The 13,867-nt window shown below is 66.3% G+C and carries 7 protein-coding genes; 4 read left to right on the top strand and 3 right to left on the bottom strand.

Going from position 1 to position 13,867, the window contains the following annotated elements; genetic code table 11:
• Nucleotides 1-763, top strand: a 763-nt coding sequence (locus GSQ76_RS17460) for an acetate/propionate family kinase (protein WP_408836825.1), incomplete at its 5' end; no start/stop codon positions are given.
• Between the two features lie 58 nt (nucleotides 764-821).
• On the opposite strand, the gene GSQ76_RS17465 is transcribed toward GSQ76_RS17460, so the two are convergent.
• From GSQ76_RS17465 to GSQ76_RS17475, 3 genes are read right to left on the bottom strand one after another with little or no spacing between them, the layout of a single operon-like run.
• Nucleotides 822-3,032, bottom strand: coding sequence for a molybdopterin cofactor-binding domain-containing protein (locus tag GSQ76_RS17465; protein ID WP_158745415.1), 2,211 nt, complete (start codon nucleotides 3,030-3,032; stop codon nucleotides 822-824).
• A complete protein-coding gene (locus tag GSQ76_RS17470) occupies nucleotides 3,029-3,526 on the bottom strand; it encodes a (2Fe-2S)-binding protein (RefSeq protein WP_158745416.1) in 498 nt (165 codons plus the stop codon). The genes GSQ76_RS17465 and GSQ76_RS17470 overlap by 4 nt, the downstream gene beginning before the upstream one ends.
• Nucleotides 3,523-4,827: a c-type cytochrome gene (locus GSQ76_RS17475; RefSeq protein WP_158745417.1), complete on the bottom strand. Its 1,305-nt coding sequence runs from the start codon at nucleotides 4,825-4,827 to the stop codon at nucleotides 3,523-3,525. Before GSQ76_RS17475 ends, GSQ76_RS17470 begins: the two co-directional genes overlap by 4 nt.
• Nucleotides 4,828-5,068: 241 nt before the next feature.
• Here GSQ76_RS17475 and GSQ76_RS17480 point away from each other — a divergent pair, with 241 nt between their 5' ends.
• The 3 genes from GSQ76_RS17480 to GSQ76_RS17490 form a co-directional block, all read left to right on the top strand.
• Entirely contained in the window at nucleotides 5,069-5,923 is an 855-nt protein-coding gene (locus GSQ76_RS17480; protein ID WP_254070472.1) for a MurR/RpiR family transcriptional regulator, read from the top strand.
• Nucleotides 5,924-6,093: 170 nt separating this feature from the next.
• Entirely contained in the window at nucleotides 6,094-6,711 is a 618-nt protein-coding gene (locus tag GSQ76_RS17485; RefSeq protein WP_216851114.1) for a hypothetical protein, read from the top strand.
• 1,040 nt (nucleotides 6,712-7,751) lie between these two features.
• The coding region (locus GSQ76_RS17490) for a hypothetical protein (RefSeq protein WP_158745419.1) at nucleotides 7,752-13,867 on the top strand (6,116 nt) is incomplete at its 3' end.

Raw genomic sequence — 13,867 nt, forward strand, 5'->3', positions numbered from 1 at the left:
GCCAGACATGGTGCAGGTTGCGTGCTTCGACACGTCATTTCACCTGACGATGCCTGCCGTCGCACGCCGGCTTGCCCTGCCGCGGGCAATTACTGAGCAGGGCGTCGAGCGATACGGCTTCCATGGCATTTCCTACGAATATATCGCTTCCACCTTGCCTTCGGTCGCGCCGGCGCTAGCAGGTGGCCGGGTGGTGGTGGCGCATCTGGGCAATGGCGCCAGCCTGTGCGCGTTGCATGCGGGACGCAGTGTCGACACGACGATGGGGCTGACGGCGCTGGACGGTTTGCCGATGGGCACGCGCTGCGGTACCCTGGACCCCGGCGCCGTGCTGTATCTGCTGCAGGCTCGCGGTATGTCGGCCGATGCGGTCAGCGACATGCTGTATCACCAATCCGGCCTACTGGGCGTGTCCGGCGTCGCCAGCGATTACCGTGTGCTGGAGAAGGACGGTAGTGCCGCTGCACAAGAGGCGATCGAGTTATTTGCCTTCCAGATCGTCCGTCAAACCGGCGCGCTGATGGCATCGATGGGCGGACTGGACGGCATCGTGTTCACCGCTGGGATCGGCGAGAACGTACCCGAATTACGGCGCCTGGTGTGTGCGCGGCTGGAAGGGCTGGGCGTATTGCTGGACGATGCCGCCAATACGCGAGGCGGTCCTTGTATTAGCCAGAAGGGCAGCCGGGCTTCGGCATGGGTCATCCCGACCGATGAGGAAACCATGATCGCCCGTCATATGCTGGATGTGCTCCCTGAATGAATCGCCACCGCCGCAACCGTTATCGCCAGGCTGCTTGCGGCAGCGGCTTAGGGTAGCCCTACACACCGATAGCGGCTTTCACCCGTTCCTGGGACAGCGGTAACTCGCGAATGCGCACTTTGGCCGCGTCCATCACCGCATTGGCGATGGCGGCGGAGGTCGGGCCCTGTGTCGCCTCCCCAGTGCCTAGGAACGGCATGCCAGGGCGGTTGATCACATGCACCTCTACGCTGTCCGGTGCGGCGGGGAAGCGCAGGATCGGGTAGCTGCTCCAGTCGCGGCTGGTGATGCCGGTGGCGTCATAGGTGACGGCCTCGTACAGCGTCCAGCTTGAAGACTGAACGAGACCGCCTTGGATTTGGTTGCGGATGCCGTCCACGCTCACGGCCTGCCCGCTATCGACGGCGCACTGCGCGCGCACGACCCGCACGCGGCCGGTTTCGTGCTCCACTGCGACCTCCAACGCCACAGCAGCATAGGCGCCGAGATTCTTGTAGCGGGCGAAGGCGAAACCGCGGCCGTGTCCGGCGGGGAGCGACGCCGCCTTGTCCCAGCCGAATTCCTGCGCCGCGCGCTGCACCACATCCCGCGCTCGGGCATCCGTCAGGTGCTTCAGCCGGAACACCACCGGGTCGATCCCGGCGGCGGCGGCCAACTCGTCCATGAAGCTCTCGATCGCGAAGACGTTGGTATAGGCGCCCAGGCCGCGCATGGCGGAAACCCGCAGCGGCATGTCCGGCACGAAGTGCGACACCACATGCGCCGTCGGCAGGTCGTAGAGCGGAATACCGTTGCGGTCGCCACCGCCCTCGGGTTGCGGGATCGGCATTGGCGGGGAGGGCTTCAGCGGATTGGCGCGGGCCCAGCTTGGCATCAGCCGGCCGCCATTGCCGGGGCGCATGTTGTGGGTGTTGCTCCACACGCCATACTGCCAGTCCACGATGGTCCCGTCCGCCGACAGGGATGCCTGGACCTCCGCCACGATCGCGGGGGTGAACGGCTCCCACGTGTTCTCCTGCTCGCGCATCCATTGCACCCGCACGGGGCGACCCGGCAGGGCCTGCGCCAACAGGGCGGCGTCAGCGGCGGCATCGTCCGCTCCGTTGTGGCCGTAGCAGCCCGAGCCTTCGGTATGGATGCAGCGGATCGCCTGCGGCGGCATCTGCAGCAATTCGGCTAGTGCGGCACGGTCTGGGTAGACACCTTGGGTGTGGGTCCATACCGTCATCACGCCATCCTGCAACTGCGCCACGGCACAGGACGGGCCAATCGACCCGTGCATCCCGTAGGGCCGCAGATAGCGCGCCTTCAACGTGTGAACCGCCGGTGCCATTTCCGCCTTGCGATCGAGAATGACGCTGTCCTGCACCGGCAGACTCTGGATCGTCTCGAAGATCTTCGCCTGATCGGGCATGGGCTGCCCGCCGGTCCAGACGGCGGCATCCTGCAGCGCGCGCATGGCGGTGATGGCCTGCCATTCGCCCTCTGCGATGACAGCGAGGTAGCTGCCGTCGCGCACAATTTTAATGACGCCGGGCATCGTCTCGATTTTGGACGAGTCTAGCTTGGCCAATGTCGCACCGTAGCGGGGTGGCCGCACCGCGCGGGCGTGCACCATGCCGGGCAGCCGCATGTCCTGCACGTAGGCGGCTGCCCCGGTTACCTTGCCCGGTATGTCGACCCGCGGCATCTTCTTGCCCATGACGGTGTAGGTCGCCGGGTCCTTCAGCGCGATGGTTTGACTCGCAACCTGGTCGGGCGACAGCGATCCAACCAACTCGCCATAACCCAGGCTACGCCCATCCGCCGCCTGTACCCGACCGTTCGTCGTGCTGAGCGCGCCCGCATCGACGCCCAGACGGGACGCGGCTTCCTGTAACAGGATCGCACGCACCTGTGCCGCCGCATGCATGATGGCCGTGCCACTATCCTGCATGGAGTGGCTGCCGGCGGTGTAGCCCTCATCCGCGGTGCGCCCGGTGTCGGCGGTCACCAGCGAGATCACGCCCGGGGCCAGATACAATTGCTCCGCGGCGATCTGGATCAGCGCGGTGCGGATGCCCTGGCCCAATTCGGCTTTGCCGGTGAACACCGTCACCGCGCCATCCGGCGCCACCTGCACCCAGCCCGACAGATGCGGCTGCACGCTGAGGCTGCCCGGCAGCTTCGTCGGCGCGTGTTCGGCCTGCGCAAACACTGGTCGCGTCGAGAACGCCACCACCAGCGCGCCGCCCGTCCCCAACAAACCGCGCCGGCTGAGCGCGTTCATCGGGACACCTCCTGCACGCGACCGGGTATGGCGGCCTGGCGCATCGTGTCCGCCGCCAGGCGGATCGCCGCCAGGATGCGGATATGGGTGCCGCAGCGACACAGGTTTGGCTGCATCTGCGCGCGGATCTGCGCCTCGGTCGGTGAGGACGTGCGTTCCAACAATGCCTGCGCCCGCATGATCATCCCGGCGATACAGTAGCCGCATTGCGCAGCCTGCTCGTCAATGAACGCCTGCTGCAGCGGACCCGGGTGCTCGATCGTGCCCAGTCCCTCGATCGTCTTGATCTGCCGTCCCTCCAACACCGCCACGGGTGTCAGGCAGGAAAACACCGCCTGCTTGTCCAGCATCACGGTGCAGGCGCCGCATTGGCCCAAGCCACAACCGTATTTGGCGCCGTGCATGCCCAGCGTATCGCGCAGCACGTACAGCAGGGGCGTGGCTGGATCGACGTCGACCTGGTGCGTGGTGCCGTTCACAATGAGCGAGATCATGAGCTCTTGTCCTGCCGAATGCGGTGAACATTGTCTTCTAGCGCAGGCCAGGCCGGGCGATCGGTAAAGCGCCAGCGCAGATAGGTGAGTACAGCCGCCACCTGGTCGTCCGTCAGCGACCCGGCAAAGCCAGGCATCCAGGGCCCGCGTTCACCCGGGCCGGGCTGCAACCCATACAAGATAGTCTGTGACGCGTTACGCGGTGTGGCCGCCGTCACGGAACTGCCCAACGCGAGGGAGGGCCGACCGTTCAGCATCATCGGCGCCCCGGCGCCGTGGCACCCAGCGCATGCCCCGGCGAAGATCGCCGCGCCGCTGGTCTGCTGCAGTTCCGGCGGTGGGATTTGTGCCGCGGCAACCCGGGCGGCTACTTGCTGCTCCCGCGTCGGCTCGGCAGCGCCCCGGCCATCCGGGTCCGTCATCGAGGCGATGTAGATGGCGATTGCCCGCACATCCGCCTCCGGCACGTTCGACAGGTCGTGCGACACCGCGCCCATCGGCCCGGCCGATGCGGCGTGCTGGTCATCCAACCCGTGGCGCAGGAAGCGGTAGAGCGCACCCGCCGTCCAGGCGATCGCCGCGGGGGAGGTGGCGGCGGTGAGCCCTGGGGCATCCCATCCATCCACCTCCCCGCCGGTGAAGGGATGGGCCTTGTCCTCCGCGCCCAAGGCGTTGCGGGGTGAGTGGCAGGCGGCGCAATGGCCCAACCCTTCCACCAGATAGGCGCCACGGTTCCACGCCGCATTCTTCGCTGGGTCCGCCGCGACGGGGGAATGGTCGACGAACAGCGCATTCCATCCCGCCATCAACAGCCGGATGTTAAAGGGGAACGGCAAATGCGTCGCTGGCGCCTGCAGCTTCGCCGGGGTGCGCGTCATCAGGAAGGCGTAGATCGCGTCGACGTCCTCGCCGGTGACGTGGGTGTAGTGGTTGTAGGGAAATGCCGGGTAGAGGAAACCGCCCGCCCGGTCGACGCCGTCATGCATGGCCCGGCGGAACGCGGCGAGTGACCAGGTGCCGATGCCGGCGTCCGGATCGGGCGTGATGTTGCTGGCGTAGACCGCGCCGAATGGCGTTTGCAGCGGATTGCCACCCGCGAACGGCGTTCCCGTGGACCCGGCGTGGCAAATCGCGCAATCGCCGACCGCGGCCAACTGCGCACCCTTGGCGACGAGCGCCCGATCGAACTGAGTGGGAGACGCGATTTTGCCGATAGCCGGGCGCCACGCCAATCCGGCAAATGCCGCAGAACCCCCGGCAACCAAGATAGCCAGTCCGAGCGTGATAGAGCGGGCCTTCATGGGGCGTCTGGTGCCATACGTCGACTTTCCTATTAGGCCTGCGCAGGCGAACCCGCCGATGGTCCTCAGATTATCGCCGCAAACCGCCCATGGCTAGGCAAGACCGTAAGCTCACTAACAATGCTACTGTAGTATTTATTGCGTCGTATTCATAAATGTAGTAAATATGCCAAATCAGAAAGGGGATCACTTGCACAAGCCGGCCGCCGATGGAGCAAGCAGCGAGGCCGACGCGCTCGGGATGCGCCTGCGCGACGCCGCTGCGACGCTTTCGCCGGGCGCCCAGCGGATCGCGCGTTTCATCGCCGCCAACCGGGCGGTTGCCCTTGGCGCCTCCGCAGCCACCCTGGCGGAGCGCACGGGGACCTCGGATGCGACGGTGGTGCGCACGGTGCAGGCCCTCGGCTTCGATGGCATGGCGGAATTGAAGCGCGCCCTGGCCGATACGCTTGCGGCGACGCCTAGCACCCCAGCCGAAGGCATGCGCCGAACCTTGGCTGCCACCGGCTCGAACGATGTCGATACCGCCATTGATCATGTGCTGGCGACGCAGGTCGAAGCCGTAGAAGCGCTCGCGAATGCCGAGACGCGCGCCAAACTGCGGCAAGCCGTCATTGCGTTGCACCCGGCGCGCCGCATCTTCGTCTTTGGCATGGGCCCAACAGCAGCACTCGCGAGTTATGCCGCAGCTTTGTTGGCCAGGACGGGACGCCAATCGCGCGCCCTGAATGCCGCCGGGTTAGCGCTGGCCGATCAGCTTCTTGATCTTGACGCCCAAGATGCATTGCTGGTGCTCGCCTATGGCAAATCCTATGCGGAAGTGAGGGCACTCTTCGCAGAGGGCAAACGCCTTTCGATCCCGATCATCCTGCTGAGCGACAGCCTCGATCGCTCGCTCGCCAAATCGGCTGAGGTCGTCGTGCCGGCTCGCCGCGGCAGAGCCCGGCAGTTTGCATTGCATGGCGCGACGTTCGTGGCGCTCGAGGCTCTGGTTCTGGGCTTAGCCTCATTGAATCCGGATCATACGCTGGCATCGCTAGATCGGCTGAACGATCTGCGGGCCATCATTGCGGGAGGGCGGCAGGATGTCGGTTGATGGTATTGGAGTGGCAGATCGTGTTTGATTGGACGCATGCCGGGCCAACGATCGTAGCGGCGTTCCTCGCTTCTTTGGTTGAATTTATCGAGGCCCTGACGGTGGTGCTGGCCGTCGGTGCTGTTCGCGGCTGGCGTGGTGCATTGGCGGGAACGGGTGCGGCGCTGGCAGTGCTGGTGCTGATGACAGCCATCTTGGGCCCGGCGATCACGCGCGTGCCGCAGGGTGTCGTGCAGATTGCGTTAGGCACGCTGCTGCTGCTGTTCGGGATGCGATGGCTGCGAAAGGCGATCCTCCGTGCCGCGGGGATTATCCCCTTGCATGACGAAGATGCGGCCTATGCGAAGGAGAGTGCCGCGATGCGCGCCCTGGGCATGCGGGCGCGGAGATGGGATCGCATCGCACTTGCGACGGCATTCAAGATTACCATGGTCGAAGGCGTCGAGGTTGTGTTCATCGTCGTCGCCATTGGCGGCGGCGGCGGCGGCTTGTTACTGCCGGCAAGCGTTGGTGCCTTGGTAGCGTTGCTGTTGGTGACTGCGCTGGGTGTGGCGTTGCATAGGCCCGTCGCCATGATTCCAGAAAACACCCTGAAATTTGCCGTTGGCATTCTGGTATCCGCCTTTGGTGCGTTCTGGATCGGCGAGGGCCTCGGACTCGCATGGCCCGGCGGCGACTGGTCGCTACTAGGCCTCAATGCGGGATGGTTGATGATGAGCCTGCTGCTGGTCATCTTGTGTCGCCACAGATCCCGCATGTCTCCGTCGGTGGCCAGGAGCGAGGCATGAGAGCGCTGTTGGCGATCTGGCGTGAGTGTGTTGGCCTCTTTGTTGACGACGGCAGGCTCGTCGCTTGTGTGCTGCTATGGCTCGCGGCCTGTTGGATTCTTTTACGGCCGTTGGGCTGGTCGCCCATCCTGCTTGCGGTGGGGCTCGCCGCTATTTTGGCGGAGAACGTTCTACGGCGGGCTGCCGAGCGATCTTAAATGCATGGCGCGTGTCCGATTGTCGGTCTCACCATGAGCTTGATATAATTGCGGCCTCAAACGATTGTTTGGCATCGATTCCTGACTTCACCGTGTCAGGATTCGCATGTCGCATTCGTCGACAGGCCGGAGGCGCCCAAATTGTTTACCCACGGCGCCTACGGGTTTCGCTTGTCGTTGGGGCGTGTCGATCACACTCGTCTCCAGCCGGATCGATCATCCAGTCTCAGACGAATACAACGTCGTCGTTGGAATGTTATCAATGCCGGCTGTAGCTGCGGTAGGCTCGTAGGATTTCGGCTTGGCGCCGTACCGACCCAATGAGACGCAAATTGAGTAAGGCCGGGCGGAGTCCGCCCGTCCCGCCCTGGTGTTCAGTTCGGCATCAACCCATCGGTCGCTTTTGGGTGCGGACTGCCCGGCCACTAGGTCAATATTGGCACCCTAAGTCTTTGTTGTGAGCTATCGTAAGTAATACCACAATAAAAACTGTCGCGCTGTTAGCGCCAGATAATCGGCGCCTTGAAGGTGCTAGCCGTAAATAATCACAAATCGACATTAAAATACAATTGTATCGGCAACGTTCTAAACGTCGATTGAGACCGGTCTCAATTTTGACAAGCCTTTAATACAACATGTAGCGTTAAATATCCAGCGTAACCACCATATATAGTGCGACAATCGCTTCGAAAACAAACTATCGAGGTTTTTCGTTTCAGAAGGGTTTACACCCGCTCACCTGAAGGTTACCGTCTCTATTATCGCTTAAATCGCACGCCGCTCAATCGTTGCGCTGCCGGTCGCGAGCTGTCGGCCTGCCCATAATGACACGGGAGATTTTCCATGGACGTCACGCAGAACGGCACCGACGGTGCTACTGGCACCTATGGCTCCACTCCCGGGGCAACTGGAGGGGCGGGCGTCCCGGGTGGCAACGCAACGGCTTCCAACACAGGCAATGGGACCGACACCACGAACACGTCCACTGCAAACGGCGGCAGAGGGGGGCGGGGTGGAGATGGTGGCGGCGGAGCAGGCACAGGGGGTGCGGCAGGCGCGGGCGGGGCTGGTGGTGCGTCCGCAGCATCGGTCACCACGACACAAACCGACGGTTCTACTGTCGTAGACTATGCGCGCTCCACGGGCGGCAATGGCGGAACTGCGGGGACACCCGGCAATTCGGGCCAACCATCCACCGGCACCGGCAACAGCGGCGGTGCAGGTGGCGCTGCAACAGCGACGGGATCATCCACCACCGGCGGCAGCGGCCACGCGGAAATCCGCGTCTATGCCACCGGTGGCACCGGTGGCAATGGCAACGGTGCTGGAAAGACCGGCGGCGCTGGGGGTGCTGCGACCGTAACACCCGTCAAGGCGAGCGGCTACTCCGCGACGGCGAGGGTGACGCAGACCGGCGGTAACGGCGGGGCAGGAAGTGCCGGTGCAAACGGCGGCGCAGGTGCGTCAAGCACGATTACAAATGCAGTCAGTGGGACGACGTCCGGCGGGAACCTCAACCTGTTCCAAACCGCGAATGGCGGTTCGGGTGGGTATAGCAATGGTGCAACAGCCGGCGCCGCGGGGAGTGCCACCTCCAACCTGAATTTCAACGACACCACCGCCAACACGATTCAGGCGAACTACCTCCACGCTGCGACGTACGCCACGGGCGGGAATAGCGGTGGCACGGGAGGCGCGTCCAACCCCACCGCGGGGGGCGCCGCCTCAACGACGTTGGTGCTTACCGGGGCAAACGCTGTCAACGCCACTGTGGCCGCAACCGGCGGAAACGCCGGACGAGCCTACGGAACGGGCACGGGCGCGGCTGGCGGCGCCGCAACGGCGAGCAGCACAGCGACAAGCACAACGACCGGTAGTTCCGGCGCGTCCTCCAACGCCACCGCCCGGGGCGGAAACGGCAGCCTCGCATCCGGCGGCAATGGGGGCGCCGGCGGCGCTGCCACAGGGACGACTGCCAAGGCGACTGAAACCGCGGCGACGACTGGCCACGCATATGCGACTGCTGCCGATTTCGGCGGCAATGCCGGCGCTGGGACGGGGACCGGGCATACCGGGGGTGCCGGTGGTGCGGCGAGCGGCACCACCGCGTTCGCCAGCGGCTTTTCGGCAACTGCCACGGCAACGCAAAACGGCGGCGGCGGTGGCGATGGCAACAGCGGTGCGCTGGCCGGCGCCGGCGCATCGAGCACGCTGACCAATGCCGTCACCGGGACGACCACCGGGGGTAGGCTGTACCTCAGCCAGTCTGTGACGGGCGGCAGCGGCGGCACCAGCCACGTCGCGGCTGGCTCCCCAGGCGCCGGCGGCGCCGCCGGCACTGCTACCTCCAGCCTGACCTTCAACGACACCACGGCGAATGCGGTCGCTGCCAGCTATTTACGCGGCATCAGCAATGCCGCCGGTGGGTCCGGCGGCGGTTCCTATGGGACCACGGGCGGCGCAGTCGGAGGAACCGCTCTCACCACGCTTAATGTCACTGGCGCTGCCGGCTTGCGGGCGACGGCGAGCGCATCTGGCGGCTCTGGCGGTCGTGCGTATGGTGCCGGTAACACCGGTGGCGCCGGTGGCAGTGCGTCGGGCAGCGCGACGGGAACCAGCACCACAACCTCGAATAGCCTTGTCGATGTCACGCTGACGGTGACTGGCGGTAGCGGTGGTGGCCGTAACAACACGAATGGTGCGGGAGGCGCCGGTGGCGCCGCAACCGGTGCGACCGCGACCTCGACCGAAACTGCGGCGACCGCGGGCCGGGCCTATGCCAATGTCAGCCAAGCTGGCGGTTCGGGTGCATCCTCAATCGGCACCGGATTGGTCGGCGGCGCCGGGGGCGGCGTTAGCAACACCTCCGCCACGGCTAGCGGCTTCAACGCCATTGCCACGGCAACCCAATCCGGCGGCAACGGCGGGATCGGCTATAATGGTGCGTCCGGCGGCGCGGGCGCGTCTAGCACGCTGTCGAATGCCGTGCACGGCACAACCAAGGGCGGCTACCTCACGCTGCGGCAAACCGCGAACGGCGGCTCCGGCGGTTACGGGTCGACGGGTGGTGCAGCCGGCAATGCAAGCTCCACCCTCACCTTCAACGACGCGACCGGGAACACCATACCGACGACGTCGTTCTACGCCCGTATCGTCGCCAATGGTGGTAATGGCGGCGGCGGCGGCGCGACGGGCCAAGCCGGCGGAACCGCAACGTCATCGGTGAACACAACTGGCATCGGCAGCACGAACGCCAGCTCTCTGGCCAATGGTGGCGCTGGCGGTGGTGAGACCAGTGTTGCCGGGAATGGTGGTGTCGGTGGCGCCGCGACGGCTTCAGCATTGTCCACCAGTAGTTCGACCTCACAAACGGTCAATGTCAGTGGGAGTGCAACCGGCGGCACGGGTGGCGACGCGTTTGGTGCCGGGCACACGGGGGGCGCCGGGGGCGCCGCGACGGTTTCGTCGGCCCGAGGTGTCGGCGGTGTGGCCTACGCCACCGCCACGCAGACTGGCGGGACCGGCGGGCGCGGTCTCGGCGGCGCAAATGGCGGCGCTGGTGCTTCGAGCACGCTGACGAACATTGTCACCGGCACGGCAGCAAGCGGTTCTCGCCTGCGGCTGACGCAGACTGCAAACGGCGGCCTGGGCGGTTACAGCGCATCGGGAACGGCAGGCGTCGGCGGGGCTGCCACATCGAGCCTGACGTTCAACGATGCGACCGCGAATACCACGCACGCGGCTGGTCTCTACGGAAATATTTACGCGACAGGCGGCGGCAGTGGCGGCGGATCCACCGGTGGGACCGGTGCCGTTAGCGGGACGGCGTCGGCCATTGCGAGTTTGACGGGCGTCTCGCGGGTCAATGCGTACACTACTGCCAATGGCGGAACCGCGGGGCGGGCCTACGGCACCGGCGCCGCCGGTGGGGGCGCGAGCGGCAGTTCCACAGCGGTCAGCACGACAACGAGTACGGATGGCAATGTTTACGCCAGGAGCAACGTGTCCGGCGGACGGGGCGGTGTCAATTACAACAGCGGCAGCGGCGGCGCTGGTGGTGCCTCGACCGGTTCCACAAGCAAGGCCACAGCGGCCACCGCGACAGGCGGAACTGCCCGGGCGACGTCGAACGAGACCGGTGGGGCTGGCGGAAGGGCGACTGGGACGGGCTTCGTCGCTGGGGCAGGCGGCGCGGTCACTGGCACGACCGCGATGGCCGTCGGGTTCAGCGCGACTGCCACCGCGACCCAGTCTGGCGGCATTGGCGGGTATGGTAGCGGCGCTTCGGGGGGCGCCGGTGCCGGCAGCACGCTCTCCAACGCGGTGACGGGAACTGCCCTCGGCGGTGAGTTGGACCTGCGCCAGGCGGCCAATGGTGGCGGCGGCGGTAACGGGAACGGCGCCACGGGGGGACGCGGCGGTAACGCGGTGTCGAACCTTGCGTTCAACGACACCACGGCGAACTCTGGCCAGGCCACAACGCTGCGTGGCTACAGCAATGCCACGGGCGGCTCAGGTGGCAATGGCACGACAGGTGGTGTCGCTGGCACCGCCGCCGCCTCCGCTGCCATAACAGGGTCCAACACCGTTGCGTCGACGGTGCAAGCGCAAGGTGGAGCAGGTGGTGGCAGCAAGACTGCGACCGGCGTGGCTGGTGGTGCGGCCACGGCGACAGGCAGCGCGACCAGCGCCTCCGGCACTTTGGGCGCGACGGTGTCCATCTATGCAACGGGCGGCGCCGGCGGCTACAGCACGGGCGCGGGTAATACCGGCGCCGCCGGTGGCTTGGGAACCGTCAATACGGTCACCGCGACCGGGTTCAATGTCTCCGTGTTGGCCCACCAAACCGGCGGTGCTGGTGGCGCCGGGATTGGCGGCGCGGCCGGTGCAACGGGAACAGCGAGCACGCTGACCAACGTTGTCACCGGCACCACCACGGGCGGCACGCTCCAACTCACACAGGTGGCAACTGGCGGCAACGGCGGCAATGGCACGTCGGCTGGGGCCGGCGGCGCTGCAACGTCCACTCTTGCCTTCAACGACAGCACGGCCAACACGACGCAGGCCAGCACCTTGCGGGGCAAGAGCATTGCCTATGGCGGCAGAGGCGGCGGCGGGTATGGAGCGACTGCTGCTGGCACAGGTGGCGCGGCGACCGCCACGCAGACGCTGACCGGGGCGCATGTCGTTGGCGCCCATTCCGGTTATGCCGTTCGGGCGACGGGTGGCAATGGCGGACGCGGCTATTCCACGGGTGCCGGCGGTGTGGGCGGAGGTGCGACCGGGCAGTCTACAGCGACCGGCACAACGACGTCGACCGACGGTGTGGCGGCGCTCGTCTACCTTCAGGGTGGCGGCGGAGGCGCCAATTATGCGGGTGGCAGCGGCGGGGCAGGTGGGACAGCCTCAAATGGTATCGCGACAGCAACGGCCGCCACCGCGACCGGTGGGGTAACCTACGCCTATATTCGATCGTTTGGCGGCAATGGCGGCCGCGGTACGGGCGCCGGTGGCGCCGGTGGCGCCGGCGGCGTCGCGAGTGGCAATACGGCAAACGCTAGCGGGCAGGCGACCCGGTCTGTCGTCATCCAAAATAGTGGCAGCGGCGGCTCGTCCGATTCGGCAGCCGGTGGCGCGGGTGCGGCCAGCACGCTGACCAATGCCGTCAGCGGCACCGCGCGGGGCGGTTACCTGTCCCTGCGGCAGGCTGCGACCGGTGGCAGCGGTGGCTCGGGCGTCACGGGTGGAGCGGCCGGTGCTGCTACCTCCAACCTATCGTTCAACGACATCACCACGAATAGCGGCCAGGCTAGTGACGTGAACGGCAGCAGCACTGCCGCCGGCGGCAATGGAGGCCGGGCCAACGGCACCACCAGCGGCACTGTCGGCGGGGCAGCGTCGGCATCGATCAACTTGGCAGGCGCACACTCTGTCAGCACCGCGACTGCTCGCAGCACGGGCGGCAATGCCGGGGCGACGTACGGCACTGGAACTGGAAGTGCAGGTGGCGGCGCGACGTCATCGGCGATCGCAAGCAGCACGACAACCGGCACGGAAAGTGTGTCGGCCCGGTCCTACGCGTCGGGCGGCACGGGCAGCAGCCACAACTCCACTGGCGGCGGCAGCGGCGGTGTGGGCGGCGGTGTATCGACCGTGACCGCGACTGCGACCGAGGCATCAGCCACGGGCGGGACCGCCTACGGCTACAGCGGCGGGTTCGGCGGCAGCGGCGGCACCGGCTACGGCACCGGTGCGGCCGGTGGTGCAGGTGGCGCTGTCGGAGCCGTGACGGCCACAGCGACCGGTTTGTCCGCGAGCGCACGTGTCGTCGTGACCGGTGGTGGTGGTGGCAGCGGTGTTCATGGCGCCAATGGCGGTGCCGGACGAGCCATCACGCTGACCAACACCGTTAGCGGAAACGCTCTCGGCGGCACTCTGCTATTGCAGCAAACGGCGAATGGCGGTGCGGGCGGCTATAGCAATGGCGGTACCGTAGGCGCCGCCGGAACGGCGACCTCAAGCCTGGCGTTTAACGACAATACCGCCAACACAACTCATGCGCATTCGTTGGCTGGCGGCAGCAATGCCAATGGTGGTGCAGGCGCGTCCGGCGAAGATGTCAGTCCCGGGGCCGGTGCTGCCGCTGCAGCCACCTTGACGCTGACCGGTGCATACTTGGTGGGGCAACATTCTGGCCAGGGCGCGCGTGCGACCGGCGGAACTGGCGGACGTGCCTTTACGACAGGCACAGGCGGCGCTGGCGGCGCTGCAACGGCGCAGTCGGTTGCGACTTCCACCACGACAGGCACGGATTCCGTTTCGGCCCTTTCGTATGTGCAGGGCGGCCAGGGCGGCAGCAACTACAACAATGGTGGCGGCGGCGGTGGGGCTGGTGGTGCGGCAACGAATGGCAGTAGCACGGCGACCGAGACCACGGCGACCGGCGGCACGGCCTATGC

Origin of the sequence: Acidisphaera sp. L21, from assembly GCF_009765685.1 — a bacterium.
Taxonomy (GTDB): domain Bacteria; phylum Pseudomonadota; class Alphaproteobacteria; order Acetobacterales; family Acetobacteraceae; genus LMUY01.

Bases quoted from the DNA above. Each gene is read 5' to 3' on its own strand.
- GSQ76_RS17465 (WP_158745415.1), bottom strand. From the start codon at position 3,032: ATGAACGCGCTCAGCCGGCGCGGTTTGTTGGGGACGGGCGGCGCGCTG.
- GSQ76_RS17480 (WP_254070472.1), top strand. From the start codon at position 5,069: ATGCGCCTGCGCGACGCCGCTGCGACGCTTTCGCCGGGCGCCCAGCGG.
- GSQ76_RS17475 (WP_158745417.1), bottom strand. From the start codon at position 4,827: ATGAAGGCCCGCTCTATCACGCTCGGACTGGCTATCTTGGTTGCCGGG.
- GSQ76_RS17470 (WP_158745416.1), bottom strand. From the start codon at position 3,526: ATGATCTCGCTCATTGTGAACGGCACCACGCACCAGGTCGACGTCGAT.